This window comes from Brevundimonas sp. AAP58, from assembly GCF_001295975.1.
GTDB lineage: Bacteria > Pseudomonadota > Alphaproteobacteria > Caulobacterales > Caulobacteraceae > Brevundimonas.
This window is the reverse complement of sequence record NZ_LJHU01000109.1, coordinates 1-25,141: the sequence shown is the minus strand read 5'-3', so window position 1 is coordinate 25,141 and position 25,141 is coordinate 1. Positions and strand designations below refer to the sequence as shown.

Annotated in this window: 33 protein-coding genes, 2 tRNA genes and 1 pseudogene; 18 read left to right on the top strand and 18 right to left on the bottom strand. The window is 68.5% G+C overall.

Annotated elements, in window-relative coordinates; all coding sequences use genetic code 11:
- Positions 1–212: pseudogene (locus tag IP78_RS15690) on the top strand (IS6 family transposase); the annotation flags it as partial.
- A 154-nt stretch (positions 213–366) separates the two neighbouring features.
- Here the strand turns inward: IP78_RS15690 and IP78_RS13260 are convergent.
- Positions 367–456, bottom strand: a tRNA-Ser gene (locus IP78_RS13260).
- 149 nt (positions 457–605) lie between these two features.
- Here IP78_RS13260 and msrA point away from each other — a divergent pair.
- Together msrA and IP78_RS13250 are read left to right on the top strand one after the other, a co-directional pair.
- A complete protein-coding gene (gene msrA, locus IP78_RS13255; RefSeq protein ID WP_054112148.1) occupies positions 606–1,253 on the top strand; it encodes a peptide-methionine (S)-S-oxide reductase MsrA in 648 nt (215 codons plus the stop codon).
- A gap of 2 nt (positions 1,254–1,255) precedes the next feature.
- On the top strand, positions 1,256–1,600 hold the full coding sequence (locus tag IP78_RS13250) for an MmcQ/YjbR family DNA-binding protein (RefSeq protein WP_054112147.1): 345 nt from the start codon (positions 1,256–1,258) through the stop codon (positions 1,598–1,600).
- Here IP78_RS13250 and IP78_RS13245 read toward each other — a convergent pair.
- From IP78_RS13245 to flgF, 8 genes are all read right to left on the bottom strand, one after another.
- Entirely contained in the window at positions 1,597–2,094 is a 498-nt protein-coding gene (locus IP78_RS13245) for a hypothetical protein (RefSeq protein WP_054112146.1), read from the bottom strand. The genes IP78_RS13250 and IP78_RS13245 overlap by 4 nt on opposite strands.
- A 16-nt stretch (positions 2,095–2,110) precedes the next feature.
- Positions 2,111–2,524: a hypothetical protein gene (locus IP78_RS13240; RefSeq protein WP_054112145.1), complete on the bottom strand. Its 414-nt coding sequence runs from the start codon at positions 2,522–2,524 to the stop codon at positions 2,111–2,113.
- A gap of 25 nt (positions 2,525–2,549) precedes the next feature.
- The gene (locus IP78_RS13235; RefSeq protein WP_054112144.1) at positions 2,550–3,020 is read right to left on the bottom strand and encodes a hypothetical protein; all 471 of its coding nucleotides are present in this window, start codon (positions 3,018–3,020) and stop codon (positions 2,550–2,552) included.
- Positions 3,021–3,111: 91 nt separating this feature from the next.
- The gene (locus IP78_RS13230) at positions 3,112–3,711 is read right to left on the bottom strand and encodes a tetratricopeptide repeat protein (RefSeq protein ID WP_054112143.1); all 600 of its coding nucleotides are present in this window, start codon (positions 3,709–3,711) and stop codon (positions 3,112–3,114) included.
- Positions 3,712–3,754: 43 nt separating this feature from the next.
- Entirely contained in the window at positions 3,755–4,483 is a 729-nt protein-coding gene (gene flgH, locus IP78_RS13225) for a flagellar basal body L-ring protein FlgH (RefSeq protein ID WP_054112142.1), read from the bottom strand.
- Between the two features lie 12 nt (positions 4,484–4,495).
- Positions 4,496–5,272 (bottom strand): flagellar basal body P-ring formation chaperone FlgA, encoded by a 777-nt coding sequence (flgA, locus tag IP78_RS13220; RefSeq protein ID WP_054112141.1) that lies wholly within the window; start codon positions 5,270–5,272, stop codon positions 4,496–4,498.
- A 3-nt stretch (positions 5,273–5,275) separates the two neighbouring features.
- Positions 5,276–6,064 (bottom strand): flagellar basal-body rod protein FlgG, encoded by a 789-nt coding sequence (gene flgG, locus IP78_RS13215; protein WP_054112140.1) that lies wholly within the window; start codon positions 6,062–6,064, stop codon positions 5,276–5,278.
- An 11-nt stretch (positions 6,065–6,075) separates the two neighbouring features.
- On the bottom strand, positions 6,076–6,813 hold the full coding sequence (gene flgF, locus IP78_RS13210; RefSeq protein ID WP_054112139.1) for a flagellar basal-body rod protein FlgF: 738 nt from the start codon (positions 6,811–6,813) through the stop codon (positions 6,076–6,078).
- A gap of 182 nt (positions 6,814–6,995) precedes the next feature.
- Here flgF and IP78_RS13205 point away from each other — a divergent pair, with 182 nt between their 5' ends.
- From IP78_RS13205 to IP78_RS13155, 12 genes are all read left to right on the top strand, one after another.
- Positions 6,996–7,655, top strand: coding sequence for a flagellar basal body-associated FliL family protein (locus IP78_RS13205; protein ID WP_054112138.1), 660 nt, complete (start codon positions 6,996–6,998; stop codon positions 7,653–7,655).
- Positions 7,656–7,658: 3 nt separating this feature from the next.
- A complete protein-coding gene (gene fliM, locus IP78_RS13200; protein WP_054112137.1) occupies positions 7,659–8,729 on the top strand; it encodes a flagellar motor switch protein FliM in 1,071 nt (356 codons plus the stop codon).
- 1 nt (position 8,730) lies between these two features.
- Positions 8,731–9,375 carry a DUF6468 domain-containing protein gene (locus tag IP78_RS13195; protein WP_054112136.1) on the top strand — a complete coding sequence of 215 codons (645 nt, stop codon included), beginning with the start codon at positions 8,731–8,733 and terminating at the stop codon, positions 9,373–9,375.
- A gap of 17 nt (positions 9,376–9,392) precedes the next feature.
- A complete protein-coding gene (locus tag IP78_RS13190; RefSeq protein ID WP_054112135.1) occupies positions 9,393–10,379 on the top strand; it encodes a MotE family protein in 987 nt (328 codons plus the stop codon).
- A 68-nt stretch (positions 10,380–10,447) separates the two neighbouring features.
- Complete coding sequence (locus IP78_RS13185; protein ID WP_054112134.1) at positions 10,448–10,705, top strand: DUF3297 family protein; 258 nt, start codon at positions 10,448–10,450, stop codon at positions 10,703–10,705.
- Between the two features lie 74 nt (positions 10,706–10,779).
- A complete protein-coding gene (locus IP78_RS13180; protein ID WP_054112133.1) occupies positions 10,780–12,201 on the top strand; it encodes a M20/M25/M40 family metallo-hydrolase in 1,422 nt (473 codons plus the stop codon).
- A gap of 45 nt (positions 12,202–12,246) precedes the next feature.
- A complete protein-coding gene (locus IP78_RS15335; protein ID WP_156320410.1) occupies positions 12,247–12,429 on the top strand; it encodes a hypothetical protein in 183 nt (60 codons plus the stop codon).
- A gap of 34 nt (positions 12,430–12,463) precedes the next feature.
- Positions 12,464–12,548, top strand: a tRNA-Leu gene (locus IP78_RS13175).
- A 24-nt stretch (positions 12,549–12,572) separates the two neighbouring features.
- On the top strand, positions 12,573–13,145 hold the full coding sequence (locus IP78_RS13170; protein ID WP_231681013.1) for a YkgJ family cysteine cluster protein: 573 nt from the start codon (positions 12,573–12,575) through the stop codon (positions 13,143–13,145).
- 94 nt (positions 13,146–13,239) lie between these two features.
- Positions 13,240–14,679: a pyruvate kinase gene (gene pyk, locus IP78_RS13165; RefSeq protein ID WP_054112131.1), complete on the top strand. Its 1,440-nt coding sequence runs from the start codon at positions 13,240–13,242 to the stop codon at positions 14,677–14,679.
- 165 nt (positions 14,680–14,844) lie between these two features.
- Entirely contained in the window at positions 14,845–15,867 is a 1,023-nt protein-coding gene (locus IP78_RS13160) for a DNA adenine methylase (RefSeq protein ID WP_054112130.1), read from the top strand.
- A gap of 56 nt (positions 15,868–15,923) precedes the next feature.
- On the top strand, positions 15,924–16,211 hold the full coding sequence (locus tag IP78_RS13155; protein ID WP_156320409.1) for a hypothetical protein: 288 nt from the start codon (positions 15,924–15,926) through the stop codon (positions 16,209–16,211).
- Positions 16,212–16,428: 217 nt separating this feature from the next.
- Here IP78_RS13155 and IP78_RS13150 read toward each other — a convergent pair whose 3' ends face one another.
- From IP78_RS13150 to IP78_RS13135, 5 genes are all read right to left on the bottom strand, one after another.
- Positions 16,429–17,055 (bottom strand): ribonuclease HII, encoded by a 627-nt coding sequence (locus tag IP78_RS13150; RefSeq protein WP_054112128.1) that lies wholly within the window; start codon positions 17,053–17,055, stop codon positions 16,429–16,431.
- 172 nt (positions 17,056–17,227) lie between these two features.
- A complete protein-coding gene (locus tag IP78_RS15330; RefSeq protein WP_156320408.1) occupies positions 17,228–17,476 on the bottom strand; it encodes a hypothetical protein in 249 nt (82 codons plus the stop codon).
- A gap of 80 nt (positions 17,477–17,556) precedes the next feature.
- Entirely contained in the window at positions 17,557–18,150 is a 594-nt protein-coding gene (locus IP78_RS13145) for a DNA-3-methyladenine glycosylase I (RefSeq protein WP_054112127.1), read from the bottom strand.
- 34 nt (positions 18,151–18,184) lie between these two features.
- The gene (locus tag IP78_RS13140; protein ID WP_255350753.1) at positions 18,185–18,562 is read right to left on the bottom strand and encodes a GFA family protein; all 378 of its coding nucleotides are present in this window, start codon (positions 18,560–18,562) and stop codon (positions 18,185–18,187) included.
- Between the two features lie 59 nt (positions 18,563–18,621).
- Positions 18,622–19,407 (bottom strand): folate-binding protein YgfZ, encoded by a 786-nt coding sequence (locus tag IP78_RS13135; RefSeq protein ID WP_054112125.1) that lies wholly within the window; start codon positions 19,405–19,407, stop codon positions 18,622–18,624.
- 81 nt (positions 19,408–19,488) lie between these two features.
- Between IP78_RS13135 and IP78_RS13130 the strand changes: the two genes are divergently transcribed.
- Together IP78_RS13130 and IP78_RS13125 are read left to right on the top strand one after the other, a co-directional pair.
- A complete protein-coding gene (locus IP78_RS13130) occupies positions 19,489–20,460 on the top strand; it encodes a glycosyltransferase family 9 protein (protein ID WP_054112124.1) in 972 nt (323 codons plus the stop codon).
- Between the two features lie 159 nt (positions 20,461–20,619).
- Entirely contained in the window at positions 20,620–21,954 is a 1,335-nt protein-coding gene (locus tag IP78_RS13125) for a dihydroorotase (RefSeq protein ID WP_054112123.1), read from the top strand.
- Between the two features lie 3 nt (positions 21,955–21,957).
- Here the strand turns inward: IP78_RS13125 and IP78_RS13120 are convergent, their stop codons facing one another.
- The 4 genes from IP78_RS13120 to IP78_RS13105 all read right to left on the bottom strand — a co-directional run bounded on the left by IP78_RS13120 (position 21,958) and on the right by IP78_RS13105 (position 24,325).
- Complete coding sequence (locus IP78_RS13120; RefSeq protein WP_054112122.1) at positions 21,958–22,890, bottom strand: alpha/beta hydrolase; 933 nt, start codon at positions 22,888–22,890, stop codon at positions 21,958–21,960.
- Between the two features lie 19 nt (positions 22,891–22,909).
- Positions 22,910–23,581 carry an SdpI family protein gene (locus IP78_RS13115; protein WP_054112121.1) on the bottom strand — a complete coding sequence of 224 codons (672 nt, stop codon included), beginning with the start codon at positions 23,579–23,581 and terminating at the stop codon, positions 22,910–22,912.
- Complete coding sequence (locus IP78_RS13110; RefSeq protein WP_082385076.1) at positions 23,553–23,873, bottom strand: metalloregulator ArsR/SmtB family transcription factor; 321 nt, start codon at positions 23,871–23,873, stop codon at positions 23,553–23,555. Before IP78_RS13110 ends, IP78_RS13115 begins: the two co-directional genes overlap by 29 nt.
- A gap of 74 nt (positions 23,874–23,947) precedes the next feature.
- Positions 23,948–24,325 carry an iron-sulfur cluster assembly accessory protein gene (locus IP78_RS13105; RefSeq protein WP_054112120.1) on the bottom strand — a complete coding sequence of 126 codons (378 nt, stop codon included), beginning with the start codon at positions 24,323–24,325 and terminating at the stop codon, positions 23,948–23,950.
- A gap of 51 nt (positions 24,326–24,376) precedes the next feature.
- On the opposite strand from IP78_RS13105, the gene dgt reads away from it, so the two are divergent.
- On the top strand, positions 24,377–25,141 hold a 765-nt coding region (gene dgt / locus IP78_RS13100; protein ID WP_231681014.1), incomplete at its 3' end, for a dGTP triphosphohydrolase.

Sequence of the window (25,141 nt, the reverse complement as noted above, 5' to 3'; positions counted from 1 at the left end):
AGAACAACCGAGTCGAGAACTCTCACCTGCCGATCCGACGACGAGAACGACAACGGCAGCGGTTCAAACCCCAAGCCTCAGCCCAGCGATTCCTCACCACCCACGCGGCGATCTACAACACCTTCAACATCCAACGGCATCTGATCAGCAGACCCACTCTTCGACGCTTCCGCGTCGAGTCGGCGGCCGCGTGGGCCGCCGCCGTTGCATGATTTCAGGCAGGGTAAGGCGCTCGCGACTTGTCGCGGTTGACTTGTCAGCATCCCCGAGCAAGCCGATGGAACTACGGTCCAGTGTGGGAAAAGCCCCAGGTTTCAGCGGCCTAGTGGCGCGGCTGCCTTGCAGCGCAAAGTCGCCTAGGGTGGCTGGCGGACAGAGAGGGATTCGAACCCTCGGTAGGCTTTCACCTACACACGCTTTCCAAGCGTGCGCGATCGACCACTCCGCCACCTGTCCGTTTCACCACGTGGGCGAGACCCCGGACGGTCGATCCGGGGAGGGCAGGCTGATAGAACAGGCGGGCGGTAACGGCAAGCGCCGCGCTGGCGAAGATGAGCCGCACCGCCCATATGGCTGCCATGTCCATTCTCACCCGGATCGCCTCCATGCTGAGCCAGAAGACCACCCTGCCCACCGCCGAGACCGCCCTGCCGGGCCGCGCCACGCCGCTGCACACCGACGAAGTCCACTTCGTCAGCGGGCGGCCGCTGAAGGGCCCGCATCCGGAAGGGTTCGAGGCGGCCATCTTCGGCATGGGCTGCTTCTGGGGGGTGGAACGCATCTTCTGGCAGCTGCCGGGCGTGTGGGTGACCTCGGTCGGCTATTCGGGCGGCATCACGCCCAATCCGACCTATGAGGAGACCTGCACCGGCCTGACGGGTCACACCGAGGTGGTTCAGGTGGTCTTCAATCCCAAGGAGATCCGCTACGCCGAGCTGCTCAAGGCCTTCTGGGAGAACCACGACCCGACCCAGGGCATGCGCCAGGGCAACGACGTGGGCACCACCTACCGCTCCGCCATCTACTACCTCACGGGTGAACAGCGCCGGGAAGCCGAGGTTTCGCGCGACGCCTATCAGGCGGCGCTGACCAAGGCCGGGCGCGGTCAGATCACGACCGAGATCGCGCCTGCGGGACCGTATTATTTCGCCGAGGATTATCACCAGGGCTATCTGGCCAAGAACCCGAACGGCTACTGCGGCATCGGCGGCACGGGCGTGACCTGCCCCATCGGCGTCGGCGTCGAGGCCTGATCGTGGACCGGGCGGGGGTGGGCAAGGTCTGCCTGGCCTTGCCCGGCGTGACTCTGGATCATCCCTTTGGTGAGGATCACGACACCTACAAGGTCGGGGGCAAGATGTTCGCCATGGTCGGCGGGCATGGCGGCGTGTCGTTCAAGGTCTCCGACATCGCTTACGAGGTCCTGACCGATACGGGTCGTGCAGCCCCCGCACCGTATATGGCGCGGGCGAAGTGGGTTCATTTGAGCGATCCCGCCGACTGGCCGGACGACGAACTGGCCGAGCATCTGGCCACGGCCCACGGCCTCGTCGCCGGTAAACTCACCCGCAAGGCGCGGGCCGAGCTGGGCCTGTCCTAGTCGCAGAGCGCGAAGAAGCGTTCGACGTTGATCTCCGAGCCCGGCTGCGGAACGTAGGCGGCGCGCTCGCCGTCCACCCACTGGGCGATCCAGCCCAGGCGGCGGAACCGCTGCAGCACGGGCGTATCCAGATCGGCGGTGGCGGTCAGCAGGTCGCCGTCGTGAATCTGGGACGGCTCGCCCTCGGCACGGAATCGTTCGGTGTCGCCGCCGGATTCCAGGTGGATTTCCGAGGCTCCTGTCTTGCCGAGCGCGACCAGATCGACCTTGCCGGATCCTGTCTCGCAATCCAGGCCCAGCTTCAGATCGTCCGAGGTCTCGACGCCATAGGCCAGACGCGCCGCGCCCTGGTCCACGCTCAGGAACCAGTCGTAGCCGGGCGTGGGGGTAAGCGTAGAGGCGGTGATCGGCGCAGGCGCGGCGACAGGCTCGACGCTGGCGCACGCGGCTGTCAGCCCCGCGAGAGCCACGACCGGCGCCCAGACCCTGCCCATGCCCCAACTCCCCAAATCAGCCGCCGCAAAGCTCTGCGAAGCGACGCAGCTTGGCAAGGTGGGCGGCTTCGACGATCACCTCCTGCGATCTCCCGGCCACGGTGACGGCCAGCTGCCCGGTCAGGACGAACTGGCCGAAGACCGGGTGGTCGGCGCGCATCGCGAGGCTGCGATGATCGGCGACGCCGACGCTCTCGGTCTGGGCGGTCGTGCCGCCACTGACGACAGTAGCGATGCCGCCCGATGCGCCGCCGCCATAGAGATTCAGCCGCGCCACGCCCGCGCCGGGTTCGCATTCCAGCACAGCCCGCAGTCGGGGCGTGTCGGGGACCTCATGAGCCAGAACCAGCGGCCCCTCGCCCTCGTAGAGTGTCCAAGTCCAGCCGGTCTGGAGCGCCAGCACAGCGAACGCCGTCGCCAGAAAGCTCATGGGATGTCGCTCGCAGCCGCGCGCCTCAGGCGCGTTCCGCTCCGCAATAGGCCAGAAAATCGCGCACGAGGCGACGTTCTTCTTGGTCGGCCGTCAGAGTGAAGCGTCCGGCGTCGCCCTCGACGGTCAGCCGACCGCGCTGGGCCAGCCGCTGCAGGCTCGGGTCGTTGACGGCGATCCGGGCCTCTTCAGCCAGGCCGCCTGACAGGGGGTCGAGGGGCTGAGCGCCATAGCTGGCCTGCACGACCTGTGCCGTCTCCAGCCGCACATCGCCATACACTGTCGCCAGACGGTTACCCCGCTGGCAGGCGACCATGATGGCCAGCTGGTCGGAGTTCGGCACGCCATAGGCCAGCTTGGCGAACTCCCCGTCGTGATGCAGCGTCCAGCTCATGACCGGCTGGGTCATCTGCGGCTCGGACGCGGCCCCTTGCGACTGGGCCGCGAAGGCGATCAGTCCGAGAGCGGCGGCGGCGGGGACGAGAACCTTGAACATACCAGAACCTTCGATCTGGTCGTCAAACGTTTCTCCGCGTTAACGGTTCACGGTGAAGCTTGAGGCTCTGTGCTGTTGTCGCCCCGAAAGGTCACCGAAGGTGGTCGCTGAGCGGCTCGTCGGCTCTAACGTTCACGAGAGCCCACGCATAAGGCCATGCCATCAGGAGAGCGTCCAGAAAGCCCGCGAAGCCAAACCGCCAGCGTATGCCTAAGCGGATTAGCAGCTCTACAGCGTGCAGGTTACCTAGCGCAGCCGCCTTTTTCCACAGGTAGCGCGCTAACCCGATGTTCGGTGCCACACCTCGCCCCCAGAGATAGAGCCGGCCCAATCCCCCAATCGCCGGAGGGTAGCCGCGCTGTGCGGCGGTGTTCATCTCGCGAAAGGCAGCGTCGTCGTCCTTGTTTTTCAAATGCGCCAAGGCGAGGCCGTAGTGACCGCGCGACGCCCCTTCGGCGATAGCGAGCTCGTACCACTCCTTCGCGAGATCGATGTCCTCCTCGTACAGCCAGTTGCCCCTGCGGAGCTCATCGGCGACGAAGAGCATGCTGAGAATCGAGCCGCTGCAAGCGAGCTCTTCGATCTCTCGCTTGGCGTCCTCGAACTCGGCTGAGAACAGCCTGGCCCAAGCCCGCTCGAACGCTGCGCGATGAAGGTCCGACGGTTCCGAATATGCGCCGTTCTCGACCACGTTGTTCGCTGCGTCTGCCACGTTCCCTGGCGAAGCGCTAACCCTAGAACGGGCTGAACCGCTCCACCAGGCTCTGCGCCGCCGGCGTCGCCTGCATCCGGCTGATGTCTCCGCGACCGCCATAGCTGATGCGGGCCTCGGCGATCTGGGTGTGGGCGATGGTGTTGGCGGAACTGATGTCCTCGGGCCGCACGATGCCCGCGACGGTCAGTTCGCGCACCTCGCGGTTGGTGCGCACTTCCTGCCGACCCTGGATCACCAGATTGCCGTTCGAGAGGATGTCGGTCACCACCGCCGCGATGGTCAGGTCGACGCGCTCGGACCGGCTGACCGAGCCCGTGCCGTTGGCGTTGGATGAGCCTTCCACGCCCACCAGGGTCTGCGGGTCGAAGCCGCCGGGGAAGGCGCGGCCGAGGCTGTTCTCCAGCCCGAAGAAGTTCGTCACGCCGCCGGTGATGTCGTTGGAGCGGCTGCGCGTCGTGGTGTTGTTGGTCTGGGCCCGGTCGTCGATCCGGATCGAGACCGTCAGGATGTCACCGATATTGCGCGCCCGCTGGTCGCCGAAGAAGGCGCGTGCGCCGGTCCGCCACAGGGAGTTGGCGCTGGCCGAGCGCGGCTGGGGCGGCGCCTGATAGGCCTGGGTCACCGGAACCAGCTGGGCCGGGTAGCCGATGGGAGCCAGCTCCGGGCCACGAACCGTCTCGATGGCGGTGGAGCAGGCGCCGAGCGTCAGGCCGGTCAGGGCGAGGGCGAAGAGGACGGGTTTACGCATGACTGGATTTCCTCAGCGAAGAGCGGTCAGGGCGGCGTTGGCGCGAGCGGCCTGGGCCCGAGGCCCTGCGACGGCCTGGCCGGGACCGGTGGCGACCGCCTCGATCTGGCGGCCGGAGGTCAGGTTGGTGATGGTGACGGGCTCGCCGACGGCGGCGTTGCGCGTGGCCCGGCCGGTCACCGTCAGGGTGATGCCGCCCGCCATGAAGGCGACTTCGACGGTGTCGTTCCTGGCGATGACCTGGGGCGCGACAAGGTCGCGGGCGCCCACGACGGCACCGGCGCGAAGGGGGCGACGGGCGGACAGGCCGATCACCTGTTCGGCGTCGATCGGCCCCCCGGATGGGGCGAGGTGGGCCTGGACGTCGGTCCACACGACGTCCTCGGGCTGGATCACGTCGCCGGTGGAGAGATTGCGCGCATAGGTCAGGACCGACACCGTCGCTCCGGCCGTGGCGGCCGGGCGAGCGGCCATGGTCGTCGCAGCGGGAGCGCTCGCGCCGGGCGCCAGGGCCGCGTTTCGCACCACCACGCGGCGCAGGTTCTGCGGGTTGGCCCATTGCAGGCCGGACCGGGCCGCCAGCGCCTGCAGCTGGCCGGCCTCGAACACCACCGACGGTCCGGCGCGGTTGGCGACGACCACGCCAGACGCCGCGCCCGCGCCCTCGAAGATGTCGCCCAGCGTCACCCGGCCGTCGTCGTCGACGGGGTTGGCGCGCAGGGTGACAGGCCCGGCCAGCGCGGGCCCGGCCATCAGGGCGAGAGCGGCGACGAGGGTCAGGGCTCTCATGGCTTAGCTCTTCACCTGGGCCGAGACGCTCATCATCTCGTCGGCGGTGGTGATGACCTTGGAGTTCATCTCATAGGCGCGCTGGGCGATGATCAGGGCGCTGATCTCGCTGACGGCGTCGACGTTGGAGGCCTCGGTGAAGCCCTGCATCATCTGGCCGAAGCCGTTTTCGCCGGGCGTGCCGACCGTGGCCGGGCCCGAGGCCGCCGTTTCCAGCAGCAGGTTGTCCCCGATGGCTTCCAGACCCGCTTCGTTGAAGAAGATAGCCAGCTCCAGCTGACCCACCACCTGGGCCTCCGGCGACCCTTGAGAGATCACCTGAACCTGGCCGGTCTTGGAGATGGACACGTCGATCGCGTCCTGCGGGATGTTGATGGCCGGCTCGACCGCATAGCCGTCCTCCGTCACGAGCTGCCCCTCGCCGTTCAGCGAGAAGTTGCCCGCGCGGGTGTAGCCGATCTCGCCCGACGGCAGGGTGATCTGGAAATAGCCGCGGCCGTCGATGGCGATGTCGTAGCGGTTGTCCGTGCGCTGGGGCGTGCCCTGCTCGGTGACGCGATAAACGCTGCCGGCCCTGACGCCGAGACCGACCTGGATGCCGGTCGGCACGACCGTGCCCTGGCTCGAGGACTGCGCGCCCATCCGCTCGATGTTCTGGTACATCAGGTCCTGGAACTCGGCCCGCTGGCGCTTGAAGCCGACCGTGTTCATGTTCGCGATGTTGTTGGAGATGACCTCCACGTTCAGCTGCTGGGCGGCCATGCCCGAGGCTGCGGTTCTCAAGGCGCGCATCTAGGGTCTCCTTAGCTCGACCGCCCCAGCCGCTCGACCGAGCGACGGGACAGGTCGGTGAGGTTCTCGATCATCTTGGTCGCGCGTTCGTAGGCACGACTGATCTCGATGAGATTGGTGATTTCGATCAGGGGATTGACGTTGGATCCCTCCAGCATTCCCTGACGGACCTGCGCTCCGGCCGCGTCGATCGGGACGGCATTGGAGGCGTTGCGGTAGAGGCCGTCGCCATCCTTGGACAGGACGCCGAGATCCTGAAAGCGCGCCAGGCCCAGCTGGCCGATGACCGCTTCGCCCTGGCTGATCGTTCCGTCCTGGGCAACGGTGATCGCGCCCTGCGCCGGATCGATGGCGATCGGGCCACCGTCGCCCAGCACGGGCCGTCCAGCCTTGGTCACCAGCACGCCCTCGGGACTGATGGTGAAGGCCCCGTCGCGGGTATAGGCCTCGCCGCCCGCGTCCTCGATGCGGAAGAAGACGCCCTCGCCCTCGATGGCGAAATCCAGCGCCCGACCCGTCTGTTCCAGCGAGCCTTGCGAGAAGTCGCGGCCCACGCCGTTGTCCAGCACGAAGCTGGCCCCCGGTCGGATGGCGGCGTTGCGAGCCTCGGCACCGACCTCGGCGCTCAGAAGCAACTGCTCGACCTTGAAGCCCGTCGTGTCGGCGTTGGCGATGTTGTTGGCGGCGATGTCCAGCTCGCGCCTGAGTGTCATCTGACGCGACAATCCGATGTAGGCGGCGTTTTCCACGAGAGGGGGCTCCTTCGCGGCATGCCTCGCAACGCCCGTGCCAACAGCGTTAATGCCCACGTGGCCTGGATTTGAGCCAGATTTCAGGCCCTGGCACCCGGCAAATCCTGCCGGTTCTACACCTCGCGTTAACCAAGTCCGGCGACCTTCAGCCTTGGGATATTCCGGGGCGCGAGAACCGCATGCTCAAGCTGGGCAAGAAGAAGGACAAGCCGCCGGCCGACGATGCGACCGCCATCGCCGTCGCGCACGGTGCCGAGGTCGAGGGCGGGGATGCGCCCAAGAAAAAGAAACTCCCGCTGCTCTTCATCATCATTCCTGCGGCGCTGCTGGTGCTCGGCGGCGGTGGAGCCGGGGCCTACTTCTTCCTGCTCGCGCCCAAGCCCGCGGCCGCAGAGGGGGGCGAGGAAAAGGCCGGCGACCACGGGGCCGAGAAGAAGGGCGGCGACCACGGCGAGAAGAAGGGCGGAGACAGCCACGGCAAGGGCGGGGGAGAGGCTGACCCTTCGTTGGGCACGATCGCGCCCGGCCCCGACGGTGTCACCTTCTACACCCTGCCGGACATGGTGGTTAACATCCAGGCACCCGATGGTCGGCCCACCTTTCTGAAGCTGACCTTGACGCTGGAGATGCACGACGCCGACCTGGCGCATCAGCTGCAGGGTGAACTGCCGCGCATGCAGGACATGTTCCAGGGTTTCCTGCGCGAGCTCCGGCCTGAGGATCTGGCCGGATCGGCAGGCAGCTATCAACTGCGCGCCGAGATCCTGCGCCGGGTCAACCTGATCGCCGCGCCGGGCCAGGTCGACGCCGTCCTGATCGAAGAAATGCTGGTGCAATAGGCCATGTCCGACGTGGGCTTCGCTGACGCCGAGACCGACCCCTTCGCTGGCGAAGAGGGTTTCGGCGAAGTACGGTCCAGCGCTGCGACCGAACGGGTGTTGAACCAGGACGAGATCGACAGCCTGCTTGGCTTCGACCTCGGCGAGGACGACGACGCCGAACGGACCGGCATCCGCGCCATCATCAACTCCGCGCTGGTCTCCTACGAGCGCCTGCCGATGCTGGAGATCGTCTTCGACCGCCTCGTGCGGCTGATGACGACGTCCTTGCGCAACTTCACCTCCGACAACGTCGAGGTCTCGCTCGACAACATCTCCTCGATCCGCTTCGGCGACTATCTGAACTCCATCCCACTTCCGGCCATCCTTGCGGTGTTCCGTGCCGAGGAGCTGGACAACTACGGCCTGCTGACCGTCGATTCCAACCTGATCTACTCGATCGTCGATGTGCTGCTGGGCGGTCGCCGGGGCACCGCGGCGTTGCGGATCGAGGGCCGGCCCTACACCACGATCGAGAGGGTCCTGGTTCAGCGGATGGTCGAGGTCATCCTGGCCGACGCCCGCGCGGCCTTCGAGCCCCTGACGCCCGTCCACTTCAACCTGGATCGACTGGAGACCAACCCCCGCTTCGCCGCCATCGCCCGGCCGGCCAATGCGGCGATCCTGGTCAAGCTGCGGATCGACATGGAGGACCGGGGCGGGCGGGTCGAGCTGCTCTTGCCCTACGCCACGCTGGAGCCGATCCGGAAGATGCTGCTGCAGCAGTTCATGGGCGAGAAGTTCGGCCGCGACAACATTTGGGAAGGCCACCTGGCCACCGAACTCTGGACCACCGACACCGAGGTCCGCGCCGTGCTGGACGAGCAGTCCGCGCCCCTGTCGAAGGTGCTGAACCTGAAGGTCGGCGACACCCTGATGCTCAACGCCACCCCGGACTCGGACATCTCGATCCGGTGCGGGCAGATCCCGGTCACGACAGGGCGGATGGGGCGCAAGGGTCAGCACATCGCCGTGCGCGTGGAAAAGCCGATCAGCCTGGAAGCCGCCAGCCGACTGACCAAGGGAAGGCGTTGAGATGACCGGCATGATCATGGACGCGGTGCTGATGCTGCTGCTGGTCGCCGCGCTGGGCTATGGCGTGCGGCTGGAGCGGAAGCTGAGTCAGCTCCGGGCCGGACAGCTGGCCTTCGCCGGGGCGGTAACGGAGCTGAACGCCGCCTGCACGCGCGCCGAGAACGCCCTGTCGTCGCTGCGGGCCAGCGGCGAGGAAGCCGATCTGCTGCACGACCGCATCATCAAGGCTCGGGCGCTGAAGACGGATCTGGAGGCGCTGGTGGTGCGGGGCTCGCGCGTGCCTTCTCCCTCCCCCATGGGGGAGGGTGGTCGCAGCGAAGCGGAGACCGGGCGGGGGCGGCCAGGTGAAACGGACACCCAGCTTGCGCGCGTCGCAGAGCCGCCCCCACCCGGTCGCTCCGCGCCCCCCCTCCTCCGAGAGGGGAGGGAGAAGATCGAGCCCACCCCCAACCCCGATGACCGCGCCTTTCGCATGGCGGCGCTGGCCGAGCGCATCCAGGGCCTGAAGTCGCCGACGACCCCCGCCGCTGCGGGCGCCGGCAACGTCGACGCCATCCTGCACGCCCTGACCGCTAACCAGTCCGCGAAGCAAAGCCTCAACCGCGCCAGGGCTAGCCTGGCGGACGACGACCTCTTCGCCGCCTGAGTTTTCGAAAGCCGCCGATGTCCAAACTGCCCCGCCTGCTTCCCCTGATCGCCGTCGCCATTGGCGGGGTAGTGGCCGTGCGCGCCGTGGGAGCGGGGCCGGACCTGTTCCAGGGCGCCGTCGCCTGGGCCGAGGAGGCCGCGACCACAGCGGGCCAGGCCGTGGCCCCGACGGCGGCTGCGCGTCCCGCCCCTGCGGTCTGCGCCCTCACGCCCGAACAGCTTGCGCAGCAGGCGGGCATCTCTCCGGCCGAACTGCGTATCATCCAGTCCTTGTCGGCGCGCCGCACCGAACTGGACGCCCGCGACGCCGACTTCGCCACGACCTTGCCCTTGATGGTCGCCGCCGAGCAGAAGCTGGACACCAGGATCACAGCGCTGAACGCCATCAAGGCCGAGGTTCAGGCCCTGCTGGGTCAGGTCGACGAGCGTGAAGAAGCCGAGACTGCCCGCCTTGTCGCCGTCTATTCCGCTATGCGCCCGCGCGAAGCCGCCGCCGTCTTCGCCACCCTGGAGGACAGCGTGCGTCTGCCGATCGCGGCGGCCATGCGGCCCCGGTCCCTGTCGGCGATCATGGCCCAGATGCCTCCCGCTGCTGCGCGCGAGCTGACGGAAAAGCTGGCTCAGCGCTTCCAGGCCCAGCAACTGGCCGCCCGCGCCGCCGCCGCTTCGGCCGATACGACCGCGACGACAACGCCGACGCAGACGGCGACGACGACCCCACCTGCGAATACCCCAGCCGCGACGCAGACTGCGGCCCAGACACCGGCGGCCGGTGCCAGCCAGCCCGCCGCCAACCGGGCCCCAACGACACCCGCCCAGCCCCAGCGGGCAGCCAATCGCACGCCTCCGCGCCAGACGGCTCGACAGCCTGCCCCGACGCCCGCGTCAAACACCACCGGCGCGATCCCGCCGTCGGCAGCCGCCGGCCCGCAGCCCTATCAGCCCGATGGTGCCGCTGGCGGAACCGCCAATCCGCAGGCTCCCCGCCAGACGGTCCAGTAAGCGGCCGGTTGGCACCGGACGCTGTGGCGGCTAATCAGCCGCCTCTTCGCAAGCAGCAGGCACCCGCCATGTCCGACACGCCTCCCGACCGCCTCTCGGTCAACCCGTCCAGCCCCTACTATGACGCCGACGTTCTGGCGCGTGGCGTGGGCGTGCGGTTCAAGGGCGAGGAAAAGACCAACGTCGACGAATACTGCGTCTCCGAAGGCTGGGTGCGCCTCGCGGCCGGCAAGGCCGTCGATCGCAAGGGCAACCAGCTGACGATCAAGCTGCAGGGCACGGTCGAGCCCTATTTTCAGGATACGGCCGCCGAGGCCGAGACCTGATCGACGGCTCGACGCTTCACCCGCGTCCTTGCGCTGGCTAGGGTCCGGCCAACGCTGCTTTTCCGGAGCCTTCCATGCCTCGCCTGATCACCCGTGCCCTGCCGCTCGCGGCCGTCTTCGCCCTGATCGGTGGTTTGGCCTCGGCCCAGGACGCTCGCACCATCGCCGAGGCGGAGCAGCTTCGGGACCGGGCGCTGCAGTCGAACGTCGCCTATTCGCTGGTGTCCGAGCTGACGACGCGGTTCGGCCCGCGTCTTGCGGGCTCGGAGTCCGAACAGGCTTCCGCGCGGTGGGGCGCCGAGACGTTCCGGGCGATGGGCTTTGACAACGTCTCCATCGAGACCTTTCCCCTGGCCCTGTGGGAGCGCGGCGAGGCGCGGGTCGAGATCCTGTCGCCCTTTCCCCAGCCTCTGACCGTGGTGTCGCTGGGCGGCTCCATCGCCACGCCCGCCGAGGGCATCGAGGGCGAGGCGGTTATTTTCGAGACCTATCAGCAGTTGCTGGATCAGCCGATGGGCGCGCTGACGGGCAAGATCGCCGTGGTGCTGCAGGACACGGTCCAGGCCCAGGACGGCCGGGGCTATGGCGCGACCTCGCCGGTCCGGGGCCAGGGCCCGACCGAGGCCGCCCGTCGCGGCGCCGTCGCCTATGTGCTGCGGTCGCTGGGCACCCACGACCACCGCTTCGCCCACACCGGCGCGACGCGAGTGGGGGAGGGGACCATCCCCGCCTTCGCCATGAGCCCGCCGGACGCCGACCAGCTGCGCCGCCTGATCCGCCTGACCGATCAGCCGGTGCGGATGCGGCTGTTCTCTTCGGCCGGGTTCACGCGCCAGAGTGTCAGCCAGAACGTCATCGGCGAAGTCCGCGGCCGCGAGGCTCCGGACGAGGTGATCGTCATCGGCGGCCATCTGGACAGCTGGGACCTCGGCACCGGGGCGCTGGATGACGGGGCCGGCGTGGCCATCACCGCCGCCGCGCTCAAGCTGATCGAGGACATGCCGCGCGCACCACGCCGCACCATTCGGGTCGTCTGGTGGGGCGCCGAGGAAGTCTCCCAGCCGCCGCCCGCGCAGGGCCTGGCCGGCGCCCGCCACTATGCCGAGACCCGCCGCGACGAGATGTCCAACCACGTCGCCATCTCCGAAAGCGATTTCGGGGCCGGACCGATCTACAGCCTGGGCCTGCCCGCCGCGACGCCGCCGGCGTTTCGCCAGGCGGCCCTGCGCGTCCTGACGCCGCTCGCCATCCTCAACGATCCCTCGCCGGCGACCGGCGGCGGCCCCGACACCGGCCCGACCGTGGCGCTCGGCGTGCCGGCCTTCCGCCTGAACCAGGACGGCACCGACTACTTCGACACCCACCACACGGTCGACGATGTGCTGGACCGGATCGATCCGGAGGCCATGACCCAGAACGTCGCCGCCTGGGCCGCCTTCCTGTGGCTGCTGGCGGATTCTGACGTCGACCTGCGGGCACCGGCCCCCGCCTCCTGACCGCTCTGCTTGACATTATGTAAAGCGTCATTTACAAAGGTGGCCATGAGGAGTGCCGTCATGTGGAAGAACCTGCTCGCTGCCGTGTTCCTGATCGCCCTGGTCGCCTGGGCCATTCTGGAGTTCTTCGTCCCGTCCGCGAGCGAGGGGATCAAGGACATCCTGTTCTGGACCGGCATGCTGGCGGTCCTGCTGACCCTGACCGAGGTCCGACGCGTCCGGTCTTGACAGGGGGCCGCCCAGCCGCGACGCGGGACACCCCGCGAGCGTGGCGAAACTGGTAGACGCAAGGGACTTAAAATCCCTCGACCTCGGTCATGCGGGTTCGATCCCCGCCGCTCGCACCACCCCCAGCGTCACCGGAGCGCTGCTTGACCCTCGACCTGCCGCTGCTGCCGGACCGCACGTGCGGCGAATGCGTCGAATGCTGCCGCTTCATTCCGCTGGATCTGCCCGAGCTGGCCAAGCCGACAGGCATGTTGTGCGCTTACTGCGTCGAGGGCGCGGGGTGTTCCGTTCACGCCGTGCGACCCCAGACCTGTCGCACCTGGTTCTGCGTCTGGCGCGTTGTCGAGTTGTCCGACGACTGGCGGCCGGACCGCAGCGGGATCATCGTGCGGCCTGACGGCCTGACGACCGGGGAGATCACCCTGTATGTCGTGCGCGAGACCGACTTCCTGCGGTCCGATGCCTTCTACCGGACCCTGGCATCGTGGCTGGAACAGGGGCTGTCGCTGGCGCTCAGCGTGCCGGGGCCGGTCGGGACGCTGCCGGTTCGCGCCGTGGTGACGGACTATCTGGGGGTGGCCCTGACATCGGGGGATCGGCCCATGTTCGACCTGTTGCTGGCGAACACCCTGATGAGCCTGTCCGCCCATGCGTTCGAGCCGGATGGAGTCGAGCCGCGCTTCGCGGTGCCCGATGCCCCGACGATTGGGGTGTAACGGACCATAACTTCCTGTTTCCCCGGGCGGGCCGGTCTTACCTCCGTCTCCGTTCGTTGGCACAACGGGCTTGGGAAACGCATCGGACGAACACATGATCAGAGCTCGACGCGCGCGCATCGTCGCGACCCTGGGCCCCGCCAGCCGGTCGCCGGGCATGGTCAAGGCGCTCGCCCAGGCGGGCGTCGACGTCTTTCGCCTGAACTTCAGTCACGGATCGCACGAAGACCACGAGGCGGCGCTCAAGGCCGTACGCGGGGCCGAGATCGCGCTGAAGCGGCCGCTGGGCGTGCTCGCCGACCTGCAAGGCCCCAAGCTGCGGCTGGGCAAGTTCGCCGAGACCGCCATCGCGGTGAAGCCGGGGCACACGATGCGCTTCGACCTCGACCCGACGCCCGGCGACGCCACGCGGGTGCAGATGCCCCACCCGGAGATCTTCCGGGCCCTGCGGACCGGCATGGCGCTGCTGATCGACGACGGCCGGGTGCGCCTGCGCGTGGGCGAACGCACCGATGAATGGGCCGAGGTGACGGTCGAGAGCGGGACCAAGCTGTCGGACAGGAAGGGCGTGGCCGTGCCCGACGCCGTCATCCCCGTCTCGGCGCTCACGCCCAAGGATCGCGAGGATCTGGCCTTCGCCCTGCGCATCGGCGTCGACTGGGTGGCGCTCAGCTTTGTGCAGAAGGCCGAGGACATGGCCGAGCTGAAGTCCATCGTGAAGGGCCGCGCCGCGTGCCTGGCCAAGATCGAAAAGCCGCAGGCGCTCGACGCGCTCGACAGCATCCTGGACTACTGCGACGGCGTCATGGTCGCGCGCGGCGATCTGGGCGTGGAGATGAATCCGGAGGACGTGCCCGTCGCCCAGAAGACCATCATCCGCGCCGCCCGCCAGCGCGGCGTGCCGGTGATCGTGGCGACCCAGATGCTGGAGTCGATGACCTCCTCGCCCGCGCCGACGCGGGCCGAGGCGTCCGACGTGGCCAATGCCGTCTATGAGGGGGCCGACGCCCTGATGCTGTCGGCCGAGACGGCGTCGGGCGACTATCCGCTGGAGGCGGTCGGCATCATGAACCGGATCATGGAGCGGATCGAAAGCGATCCCCTGTGGCCCAGCCTGATGGACGCCGAGCACGCCGGCATGGAGGGCTTCGACGCCGACGCCCTCGTCGCTGCTGCGAGGAAGGCCGGAGAGGCGTCGTCCACCGGATGCATCGTGGTGTTCACGACCCTGGGCGGCACGGCGCGGCGCATGTCGCGTGAGCGGCCGATCCAGCCGGTGCTGGCGCTTACGCCCAAGCCGGAGACCGCGCGACGGCTGGCGCTGGTCTGGGGACTGGAGCCGCGCCTGGGCAAGGAGCCGACCTCGCTGGAAGATGTCACCGACGACGCCGTGGCATCGGCGATGGCATACGGGTTGGCGCAACCGGGCCAGCGCATCCTGATCCTGGCGGGCACGCCGTTCGGGGCGCCGGGGGCTGCGAATCTGCTCCGCCTGGCCCATGCTCCGGCGAAGAAGACCAAAAGGACGCCTTGAGGCCCCCTTCCCCTGGAGGGGGAAGGGCTGGGGATGGGGTGGAGGCACAATGATCGAGAGGGGCACGGCCACACCTTTCTTGGACTTGTGTGACCGTGCGTTTCGTCGCCGATCGTGCCTCCACCCCCACCCGACCCTCCCCCCTCCAGGGGGAGGGCTTCCGTTGTGATCAAATACCTCGGCTCCAAGCGTGCGCTGATCGATCCGATCACCGAGGCGGTGCGGGCGCTGCTGCCGAACGGCGGGCGGGTGTGCGACCTGTTTTCCGGCACGGCGCGCGTGGGCCATGCCCTGAAGGCACGCGGGTATGACGTCTGGTCCAACGATCTGAACGCCTACGCCCACACATTGGCCTCGGCCTATGTGCAGGCCGACGCCGACCGCTGGTCCGCTCCCGCCGAGCGGTTGATCAATGAGCTCAACAGCACCCCGGCCTCGCCCGGCTGGTTCACCCAGGCCTTCTGCAAGGACGCCCGCTACTTCACGCCCGAGAACGGCGCGCGCATCGAAGCCATCCGAAATCGCATCGCCGCCCTGTCGCTGGAGCCGGAACTGGAGGCCATCGCCCTGACCGCCCTGATGGAGGCGGCCGACCGCGTGGATTCCACCGCCGGGGTCCAGATGGCCTACATGAAACAGTGGGCGACGCGGGCGCTGAAGCCCCTTCACCTTCGCCTGCCCGCGCTCCTGCCGGGTCCCGGCCGCGCTACCCGCGCCGACGCGGTCGAGATCGCGCCCGAGGTCGAGGCCGACCTCGTCTACCTCGACCCGCCCTACAACCAGCATTCCTACCTGGGGAACTACCACGTCTGGGAGAGCCTGGTGCTGTGGGACAAACCCGAGACCTATGGCGTCGCCAACAAGCGCATCGACGTCCGCACGAGGAAGAGCGCCTTCAACTCCCGCCCCGGTATCGGCCCGGCGCTGAAGGCCGTGATCGAGGCGGTGCGGGCCCCGCACCTGATCGTGTCGTTCAACGACGAAGGCTATCTGAGCCGGGATCAGCTGGTCGAGATGCTGTCCGTGCGCGGGCCGGTCCGGGTCATCGAGATCCCGCGCCCGCGCTACGTCGGGGCCCGCATCGGCATCCACAATCCCAGGGGCGAGAAGGTCGGGACGGTCGGGCGGCTCAGGAACGTCGAGTATCTGTTCGTGGTGTCGGAGGCTGCGGCATCGCTGGCCGCTTGACGAGCGGGGGAACGCGGGCGTCAATCTGTCGTTAAGGCGACATGGACGCGCTCGACATGACCTCATCCAACGACTTCGGCCGCCGCCCCCACGGCGTCAGGACCGCCATCGAGGCCTATCAGGCCGCCGCCTGGCGCGCGCCCGCCGCGACCCGGTTCGACAGCCGCCCGGCCAACGACGTCGCCGCCAATGACTTCCTGTCGCGCGCCGACCTGATCGCACCTCAGGTGACGCCCGGCCCGGTGCAGATGGAGCCCATGCCGCGCTGGCTGGTGGTGGTGATCGGCGCGATCATCGCGGCGATCATGGGGGCCCTGCTGGGCGGAGCGCTGGCCGTCTACTGATCGCTGACGTGCTGTTGTCATCCCGACCGAAGCGCAGCGGAGAGCCGGGAGGTGGTCGAGTTTTCAATCACTGGTCCCGGTCAAGTGAAGCGAAGAACCGGGACAACGGCGCGGCAGGCACATTGCCCCGGACGAGCTTCGCTCACCGGGGCTCCTTGGACAGCAACGCCGGGCGTCCCGGCTCTCCGCTGCGCTTCGGCCGGGATGACAATCGAGTCTACTCGGTGAGCAGCGCCCGGATCGGGGCCCAGCTTTTCCGGTGAATCGGCGAGGGGCCAAGCGTCCTCAGCGCTGCCTGATGCACCGGCGCATTGTACCCCTTGTGCCCGGCGAAGCCGTAGCCGGGATAGAGCGCGTCCATCTCCACCATCAGCCGGTCCCGCGCTGTCTTGGCCAGGATCGAGGCCGCCGCGATCGACAGGCTCAAACCATCGCCGCCGACCACCGTCTCCACCTCGCAGGGCAGCGTGAACCGATAGTTGCCGTCCACCAGCGCGGCCACGGGGGCCACCGCCATCGCCTCGAGGGCCCGACACATGGCCAGGCCGGTAGCGTTGAGGATGTTCAGATCCTCGATCTCCTCGACCGAGGCGAAGCCGACGCCCCAGGCGACGGCGTGGTCCTTGATCTCGCCCTCCAGGGTGTCACGCCGCTTGGCGCTTAGCGCCTTGGAATCATCGATCCCGTCGGGCAGGTGTTCGGGCGACAGGATCACCGCCGCCGCCGTGACCGGCCCGGCCCAGGGCCCGCGCCCGGCCTCGTCCACCCCGCACACCGGCCCGCCGACCCTCTGGCTCAGCCGGGTCTCTAGAGTGAGGGTCGGGATTGGCCGGGCTTTGATCATTGCCGGGCCTTAGCCTGCGCCGGGGGGACGGTGGAAGTCGGCGCGTCAGCAAGGGTGCCCAAGCTCGGCGTCAGCCTCGTCGAACGTCCGAACCGTGAACACCCGTCGCCACGCCAAAGCGCGGACGCCGAGCGGGTCCGCTATGGGTGGGTAGCGGACAACCAAGTGTGCCCTAGTCACGTGGCAGGAATTCAGGCCGCCGCAACAGCCATCCGATGAGCAGAATGCCCCCGGCTAGAACTGCAAAGCCCCACCAAAGCTCGCCCACATAGGCGAGAGCTACCTGTTTGCCGCGAAACAGCATCACGCGAACTGCTGATGCAGTCAGAATAAGAAAGGCCGCCACTGCGGCGACCAGATGAACGATCAGGAAATATCGTAGACTGTTTATCACTATCCCCGCCCTTGCGCGGTTGATCATAACGAACTTTTTCGCAGCTCCGATTCACCACATCAATGTCCGCTTCGGGTCGGAAGCGGTCACTGGGTCCGATCCTGAAATCAGACCCTCGCGCTATCCCCGCCCATCCCCCGCACCTCGTCGCAGCGGAAGCAGGTCTGGACGTGGTCGTTGACCATGCCGGTCGCCTGCATGAAGGCATAGGTGATCACCGGCCCGCAGAAGCCGAACCCTTTCGCCTTCAGCGCCTTGGACATTTCGACCGAGACCGGCGTCTGGGCCGGAACGCCGGCCATGGTGGCGGGTGTGTTCTGGATCGGCCGCCCGTCGACGAAGCCCCATAGCCAGCCGGAGAAGTCCTCGCCCCGCTCGCGCATGTCGCACCAGACCCGCGCGCCCCGGATCGCCGCGTCGATCTTGGCGCCCGAGCGCACGATGCCCGGATCAGCCATCAGCCGCGCCCGATCCGCCTCGCCGTAGCGGGCGACCGTCTCCGGATCGAAGCCGTCGAAGGCGGCGCGAAACGCCTCGCGCTTCCTCAGGATGGTGATCCAGGCCAGTCCGGCCTGGAAACCGTCCAGCACCAGCTTCTCCCACAACGCGCGGGCGTCGTACTCGGGCACGCCCCACTCGGTGTCGTGATAGGCGACATACAGCGGATCGGTCCCGCACCAGGCGCAGCGTGAGTCGGTCATGGGCGCACAGTATCGGCAAATGACTGCCGTCGCTTCACCGCAGGCCCAGTCGTCTCCCGATCAGCTTGGGCAGCCACTCCAGCGCCATGCTGAGGCCTGATCGTTTCACGGAGTCCGCTTCGAACCGATAAAAGGGTGGCCGGGCGTCGTCGAAAATCTCACGAGCGATCCGGAAATCCGGGTTCTCCAAGAGCCCCGTGGAGATGGCCAGTTCGGGTCCCTGACGCGGCCTGTGAAAGACGTGCGATCCGCACCGGCCGCAGAAGCCGCGCTCGGCGAAGCTGGAGGACCGATACACCACCAGGGTCTCGCCCGTGATCTCGCTGCCGGGCACCTGCACCGCCATCCAGGGTCCTCCGCCCCATCGGCGGCACAGGCGACAGTGGCAGACACCGACCTCATCCGTCGGCATCGACAGTCGGACCGTCACGCCGCCGCACAAGCATCGGCCGGTCATCTCATCAGCCAAGGTCAGAGCCCCATCCAATCCGGCATCCGCACCGTCACCGCCCGACCTTCGACCGTCAGCGCCCCCTCCAGCCGATCCAGCCGCATGAGCGCCATGGCCCCGCCGTCCCGCCCCGTCAGCACCTCGCCGGCGCGAAGCTCGCCGTTCAGCACCTCGGCACCCTCGGGCGGAGGCGGGCCGTCGAACGTGATCGGCAGCATGCGCTTCTTGATCTCGCCGCGCCGTTTCATGCGGCTGGTCGTCTCCTGGCCGACGAAGCAGCCCTTCCCGAAATCGATGCCGTTCAGCAGGTCGAAGTTGGCCTCGATGGGATAGCGGAGGTCCTGGCCTCCGTCCCGTGTCGGATCAGGCACTCCGACGGCCAGCCGGTGAGCGGCCCAGACGTCCTCGTCCGCGTTCGCCGTCCGCTCTCCCAGGGCGCGTCCGCCCAGGGCCGCGAGCCGGGGATCGCCGACGAAGCCCTCGGCCACGCCCGGCCAGCTGGCGAAGACGGGGCGGTCGTCCGCCGTGATCTCGACCTGTGCCCGCAACCGATACATCCCCAGCCGGACCATCAGGGCGTCCCTCCGCTCCGCCGCCACGTCCAGCACGACGGCATCGTCCTTGCCCCAAAGGAACAGGTCGAACAGCAGCCGCCCCGGCGGCGACAGCATGGCCCCGAACCTCAGCTCGCCGGGTTTCAGTGTCTCGACGTCCTGGGTCAGCAGATTGTGCAGGAAGGGCCGCGTGTCCGGCCCCGCCACCCGGATCAGGGCGCGACTGTCGAGGCGGGCGATGCGGTCGGTCATGCAGGGAGAGATAGGCTTTTCTTGTCCCGCGCGGGAGGCCGCCCCACCCTCGCCACGAGAGAATCCGTATACGGTGCGCTCATGAGCGGCCGCTTTCCCATCCTCTACATCGCCGAGGCCGACGCTGAGGCGGCCGTGCTGTCGTCTGGGGTGCTCGCCTATCTGGTCGACGGCCTGCCCCAGGCCGACTTCACGATCGTGGGCTCAGCGGCGTCGGCGCCCCTGTTCGCCGATACGCCGCGCCTGTCCAACCTGATCGTCATGGACAGGACCGGCCGCTTCGACTGGATCGCTCTGTGGAACCAGGTGCGTCAGATGCGCTGGGGTCTGGCCATCGACATGCGCGGCACCCGCTTCACCGAACGGCTGCGTCGCCAGAAGCGGGCGGTGAAGGGGCCACCCCGGCCGGGCGTTCACGCGGTCGAGGACGCAGCCTGGACGCTGCACCTGGATGAGGTCCCCGCGCCGCGCCTGTTCTTCGGTCAGGAGACCCGCGCCGCCGCCGACGCCCTGATCGGCGACGATCCCGCGCCCATCTTGGCGGTTGGGCCGGGGGCGGACTGGATCGGCAAGCGCTGGCCTGCGGAACGCTATGCCAAGGTCGCCCTGCCGCTGCTCGGCGACGACGGGCCCCTGGCGGGAGGTCGGTTGATGATCGTGGGCGAAGAGGCCGACCGCGATCTCGCCCACACCATCCGGCTGGCGGTGCCGCGCGCCCGGGTGATCGAGCTGCAGGGCAAGCTGACCCGGCTCCAGACCGGAGCGGCCCTGTCGCGGGCGGCGCTCTATGTCGGAGCGGATTCGATCTGGACCCAGCTGGCAGTGGCGGCGGGTGCGCCGACGGTCGGTGTCTATGGCCCCTCGGACGATACCCGCGTTGGGCCGTGGGGCGGGGTCTCTATCCGGGGTGACCGGCTGTACGAGGAGTTCCGTGCCGTCGATCCGCACCTGAACCAGGCCATCCAGCACATGATGGGCCTGCCCGCCGATCGGGTGCTCAAGGCGGCCAGGACCCTGCTTGCCCGGACGGCGAAGAACGCCCATCTGCCTTGAACGAGCTTGTCTGACGGGCCTTCGTCGCAGGCGCGTCAAGTGCACGATCTGCACAATGTGCACCCTGTTTTTTCACCGCTCCGTTCCGGCTAAGGAAGGCTGGCCCATGTGCACGAAGTGCACGATGTGCACCCTGTTTTTCCCGACCCCGGACCGTCCATGACCCAGACCTATGACCTGATCGTCCGTGGCGGAGAGGTCGCCAACCACGCCGGACGCGGCCCGGCCGACGTGGGCGTGATCGACGGCTCCATTGCCTTCATCGGCGACCTGTCCCAGGCCTCGGCCGGACAGGTGGTCGACGCGACCGGCCTGACGCTGCTGCCCGGCGTCATCGACACCCAGGTCCACTTCCGCGAACCCGGCCTGGAGTGGAAGGAAGACCTGGAGACGGGCTCCCGCGCCGCCGCGCTCGGCGGCGTCGTCGCCGTGTTCGAGATGCCGAACACCGAGCCCAACACGACCGACCCCGCCACTCTGGAGGACAAGCTGGCCCGCGCCCGGGACCGCATGTGGACCGACCACGCCTTCTACGTCGGCGGCACCCATGCCAACGCCGACCATCTGGGCGAGCTGGAGCGGCTGCCCGGCTGCTGCGGGGTCAAGGTCTTCATGGGGGCCTCGACCGGCGATCTCCTGATCGCCGACGACGACGGGGTGCGAAAGGTGCTGAACGCGGTCGCCCGTCGCGCCACCTTCCATTCCGAGGACGAGTACCGCCTCGCCGACCGCCGCCCTCTGGCCCGCCCCGGCGACTGGACCAGCCACCCCGAGGTCCGCGACGCCGAAAGCGCCATCCTGAGCACACGGCGCCTGGTCCGGCTGGCGCATGAGACGGGCAAGCGCATCCATGTGCTCCACGTCTCGACCGCCGAGGAAATCGAATTCCTGGCCGACCACAAGGACGTGGCCACCGTCGAGGTCACGCCCCAGCACCTGACCCTGGACGGCGACGAGGCCTATGAGCGGCTGAAGGGCTATGCCCAGATGAACCCGCCGATCCGCAACGCCCACCATATCCAGGGGCTGTGGCACGGCATCGAGCAGGGCGTGGTTGACGTGCTCGGCTCCGATCACGCCCCGCACACCAAGGAGGAGAAGGCCCGTCCCTATCCCGCCTCGCCTTCCGGCATGCCGGGGGTGCAGACGCTGGTGCCCGTCATGCTGACCCATGTGGCGCAGGGGAAGATGACGCTGGAACGCTTCATCGACCTGACCTCGGCGGGCGCCCAGCGGGTGTTCCAGACCGCCAACAAGGGCCGCATGGCCGCGGGCTACGACGCCGACCTGACGCTGGTGGATCTGAAGGCCCGGCGCGTCATCCGCCACGAGGACATGGCCAGTCGCTGCGGCTGGACCCCCTTCGACGGCTTCGAGGCCGAGGGCTGGCCGATGGCCACCATCGTCCGGGGCCGCGTCGTCATGCAGGACGGCGAACTGATCGGCACGGCCCACGGCCGCCCGGTGCGCTTCCAGGAAACCCTGGGGGCCTGAGCCTCAGCGCGGTGTGAGGATGAAGGTCGCGACGTCCTCGACCACGCCCTGCGCCAGAGGCAGGTCCGGATTGCCGTAGGTCGCCAGATTGGCTGCGCGGTCCGCCGGCGCGACCTTGAGCAGGTGGTTTACGCCGTCCCAGATCGTCAGCTGCGCTTCCGGCTGGGCCTCAGACAGGACCCTTGCATCCACGACCGTGGTCTGCAGGTCGGTGGAGCCCTGTCCAATCATGACCGGCCCGTCGTAGCCGGCGATCAGGGCGGCCGGATCGAGACCCAGCAGGCCGATCAGGAAGGGCTGAACCGAGGGTCGCAGCAGGGCCGCCAGCTCCGGCGGCGTGTCGGCCACCAGTTCGCCGGCTTCGATCCGGGCCAGGGCCTCGAACGTCCGCGTCCGCAGCGGTTCCGGCAGCTGAGCGCCCAGCTGTTCCTCGATGATGACGCGCGGCCGCCTCCCGAGCCCGGACAGCAGCACCAGACCGCAGATGCCGTCGTCATCCCGCGCCACGGCCTTCAGCGCCACGCCGGTCCCCTCGCTGTGCCCGATCAGCCAGACGCAGGGCCGGCCGGTCCTCGCCCGGGCCTCGGCGGCGAAGGCCAGCGCGTCGTCCACCATATGGTCGAACCGCAAGTCCGCCTCGGCCCCCATCGCGGCCGCCGACGCCGCGATCCCCCGCTTGTCGTACCGCAAGGTCGCCACGCCCTCTTCGGCCAGCCCCTCAGCCAGAAGACGATAGGAGGCGGCCCTCACGCCCATCGGGTTGTTGCCGTCCCGGTCCGTCGGCCCCGACCCGGCGATGATTACGGCGGCGGCGCGGGTTTCGCCGTCGGGCGTGAGCAGGGTGCCGTGCAGCGGCGCGAGCGGCGAGGCGACTTCGACCGGCATCGCGACCGGATCGCTGACGGCGAGGGCGGCGGCGAGGATCAGGCTGAACATGGCGTGGTCTCCGGACGGTTCAGAAGGGTTGGCGCTCGGGATCCTGGCTCCAGACCCGCCAGCTCTCGACGCAGGCGGCCAGAATGGCCAGGACCAGACCGCCGAACAGGGCCTGGAGCCCCAGCGGCTGAGGCGCGAAGGGTGATGCGACCACGGCGGCGAGGCCCAGAAGGCAGATCAGCCGACCGGCCAGGCGGTTCGACCGGTCCCAGGCCAGGCGGCTCTTGAGCGCCCAGGGCGTGCGGATGCCCGCCACCGGATTGGGGCCGATCCGTCCCACGAAGGCCCCTGCGATCAGCAGCACCAGACCGATCGCCGCCATCGGGATCGGCCCGGCGATCGACTCCAGCCGCATCAGGCTGGCGGTCGATGCCAGAGCCGCGACGGCACCAATCGCGACCAGAATGACCCACTGGCCGGCGCGCAGCGCGCGCACCCTGGCGGAGTCGTCCTCCCGGCTCGCCACAATACCCATTCCCCCTGCGAAGGCAGCGGTCGAGACCGCGAGGATGCCGAGGAGCAGGCCGATGGTCTCGCGTGTTCCGAAGTCGTCGGCCCGGCCATCAAGGCCCCAATGGGTCGGCAGCGGACCCGACGGCCCGGCCAGCGCCACCCAGGTCCCTGCGACCGCCATCGCCAGAACGGCCAGTGCCGTGACGATGTCAGCCGGATGGAAGGCGTTGCGCGTCATCCCCGGTCTCCCCCTCGCGCGTCGCCGTTCGACGCGCCGCCTCCACCATGCCGATCATGAAAGCCAGACCCTCCTCGACGGCCGAAATCTCGAGCCGATACCGGATCGACGATCCGCTCCGCTCCGCCGCGATCAGATTGGCGGCCTTCAAGGCATTCAGATGCCCGGTCACCGTCGGCCAGCTCATGTCGAACGCTCCGGCGATGTCGCCCGACGCCATCGGCCCCTGACGCAGCATCTCGATGATGCGTCGCCGAACAGGATGGGACAGGGCCTTGAACAGGGCGTTCATAGGCAGAAGGCTAATTAGGAAAAGCCCTAAGTGCAAGTCGGCCGTCGTTAGCAGGCGGGCACGCTGCGTCCCGTTCAGATCGAGAAGCTGACCCCGCAGCCGCAGCTTGTGGCGGCGTTCGGGTTGCGGATCACAAACTGCGCCCCGGCCAACTCATCGACGAAGGCGATCTCGGAGCCCTTCAGAAAGGGAACGGACACGGGGTCCACGAGGGCCGCCTGACCACCCGCCTCGACGCGCAGATCGTCGGCCTCGGCCGTCTCGACCAGATCCAGCCGATACTGGAAGCCCGAGCAGCCGCCGCCCTCGACGGCCACGCGCAGCATAACGACATGTCCCTCGATCTCGCCCAGCTTCGCCAAGCGCCGCGCGGCGCTCTCGGCCAGCACGATGCCCTCGGGCGACCGAGCCGACACCTTGAGTTCGAGCGGAGCAGTTTGGACCGGCGTCATGACCGTCTATATGAGGCCGCCTCGCCCGGTTCGCAAAGCCCGGCCCACCGGATTTCGCCCTTGAGCCAGAACCAGCCCCGCGCCACCTACGCCGAAGTCGCCGACGCCTCGCGCGGGCGGCTGGTCCCCGAGCCTCCCAGCCGCACCCGCAACGCCTTCGCCCGGGACCGCGACCGGATCATCCATTCGACCGCCTTTCGCAGGCTCAAGGAGAAGACCCAGGTCTTCGTGGCGCATGAGGGCGACCACTACCGCACCCGCCTGACCCACAGCCTTGAGGTCAGCCAGATCGCGCGGTCGCTGGCCCATGCGCTGAGGATCGATCAGGACCTGGCGGAGACGGTCGCGCTTGCCCACGATCTCGGCCATCCGCCCTTCGGTCATGCGGGCGAGGATGAGCTGCAGCTGCAGATGGAGCCGTTCGGCGGCTTCGACCACAACGTCCAGACCTTCCGCGTCGTGACGAAGCTGGAAGCCCGCTATCCCGCCTTCGACGGGCTGAACCTGAGCTGGGAAACCATCGAGGGCGTGGTCAAACACAACGGGCCAGTGACCCACAAGCTGGATGACCCGGCCTGGAAGGCCATCGCCGACTTCGCGCCGGGTTGGGACCTGCGGCTGGACAGCTTCGCCTCGCTGGAGGCCCAGGCCGCCGCGATCGCCGACGACATCGCCTACAACAACCATGATGTGGACGACGGGGTGCAGGCCGGTCTGTTCACGCTGGCGGACCTGGCCGACGTGCCCCTGATCGGGCCGGTGCTGCACCAGACCCGCCAGGACTGGCCGAACCTGTCCGAGCGGATGCTGCGGCTC

Coding starts and splice junctions, on each gene's coding strand:
- msrA (WP_054112148.1), top strand. CDS start 606: ATGCTGAGCCAGAAGACCACCCTGCCCACCGCCGAGACCGCCCTGCCG.
- IP78_RS13245 (WP_054112146.1), bottom strand. CDS start 2,094: ATGGGCAGGGTCTGGGCGCCGGTCGTGGCTCTCGCGGGGCTGACAGCC.
- IP78_RS13240 (WP_054112145.1), bottom strand. CDS start 2,524: ATGAGCTTTCTGGCGACGGCGTTCGCTGTGCTGGCGCTCCAGACCGGC.
- IP78_RS13235 (WP_054112144.1), bottom strand. CDS start 3,020: ATGTTCAAGGTTCTCGTCCCCGCCGCCGCCGCTCTCGGACTGATCGCC.
- flgH (WP_054112142.1), bottom strand. CDS start 4,483: ATGCGTAAACCCGTCCTCTTCGCCCTCGCCCTGACCGGCCTGACGCTC.
- flgA (WP_054112141.1), bottom strand. CDS start 5,272: ATGAGAGCCCTGACCCTCGTCGCCGCTCTCGCCCTGATGGCCGGGCCC.
- flgG (WP_054112140.1), bottom strand. CDS start 6,064: ATGCGCGCCTTGAGAACCGCAGCCTCGGGCATGGCCGCCCAGCAGCTG.
- IP78_RS13205 (WP_054112138.1), top strand. CDS start 6,996: ATGCTCAAGCTGGGCAAGAAGAAGGACAAGCCGCCGGCCGACGATGCG.
- fliM (WP_054112137.1), top strand. CDS start 7,659: ATGTCCGACGTGGGCTTCGCTGACGCCGAGACCGACCCCTTCGCTGGC.
- IP78_RS13195 (WP_054112136.1), top strand. CDS start 8,731: ATGACCGGCATGATCATGGACGCGGTGCTGATGCTGCTGCTGGTCGCC.
- IP78_RS13190 (WP_054112135.1), top strand. CDS start 9,393: ATGTCCAAACTGCCCCGCCTGCTTCCCCTGATCGCCGTCGCCATTGGC.
- IP78_RS13185 (WP_054112134.1), top strand. CDS start 10,448: ATGTCCGACACGCCTCCCGACCGCCTCTCGGTCAACCCGTCCAGCCCC.
- IP78_RS13180 (WP_054112133.1), top strand. CDS start 10,780: ATGCCTCGCCTGATCACCCGTGCCCTGCCGCTCGCGGCCGTCTTCGCC.
- IP78_RS15335 (WP_156320410.1), top strand. CDS start 12,247: ATGAGGAGTGCCGTCATGTGGAAGAACCTGCTCGCTGCCGTGTTCCTG.
- pyk (WP_054112131.1), top strand. CDS start 13,240: ATGATCAGAGCTCGACGCGCGCGCATCGTCGCGACCCTGGGCCCCGCC.
- IP78_RS13155 (WP_156320409.1), top strand. CDS start 15,924: ATGACCTCATCCAACGACTTCGGCCGCCGCCCCCACGGCGTCAGGACC.
- IP78_RS13150 (WP_054112128.1), bottom strand. CDS start 17,055: ATGATCAAAGCCCGGCCAATCCCGACCCTCACTCTAGAGACCCGGCTG.
- IP78_RS15330 (WP_156320408.1), bottom strand. CDS start 17,476: ATGATCAACCGCGCAAGGGCGGGGATAGTGATAAACAGTCTACGATAT.
- IP78_RS13145 (WP_054112127.1), bottom strand. CDS start 18,150: ATGACCGACTCACGCTGCGCCTGGTGCGGGACCGATCCGCTGTATGTC.
- IP78_RS13140 (WP_255350753.1), bottom strand. CDS start 18,562: ATGCCGACGGATGAGGTCGGTGTCTGCCACTGTCGCCTGTGCCGCCGA.
- IP78_RS13135 (WP_054112125.1), bottom strand. CDS start 19,407: ATGACCGACCGCATCGCCCGCCTCGACAGTCGCGCCCTGATCCGGGTG.
- IP78_RS13130 (WP_054112124.1), top strand. CDS start 19,489: ATGAGCGGCCGCTTTCCCATCCTCTACATCGCCGAGGCCGACGCTGAG.
- IP78_RS13125 (WP_054112123.1), top strand. CDS start 20,620: ATGACCCAGACCTATGACCTGATCGTCCGTGGCGGAGAGGTCGCCAAC.
- IP78_RS13120 (WP_054112122.1), bottom strand. CDS start 22,890: ATGTTCAGCCTGATCCTCGCCGCCGCCCTCGCCGTCAGCGATCCGGTC.
- IP78_RS13115 (WP_054112121.1), bottom strand. CDS start 23,581: ATGACGCGCAACGCCTTCCATCCGGCTGACATCGTCACGGCACTGGCC.
- IP78_RS13110 (WP_082385076.1), bottom strand. CDS start 23,873: ATGAACGCCCTGTTCAAGGCCCTGTCCCATCCTGTTCGGCGACGCATC.
- IP78_RS13105 (WP_054112120.1), bottom strand. CDS start 24,325: ATGACGCCGGTCCAAACTGCTCCGCTCGAACTCAAGGTGTCGGCTCGG.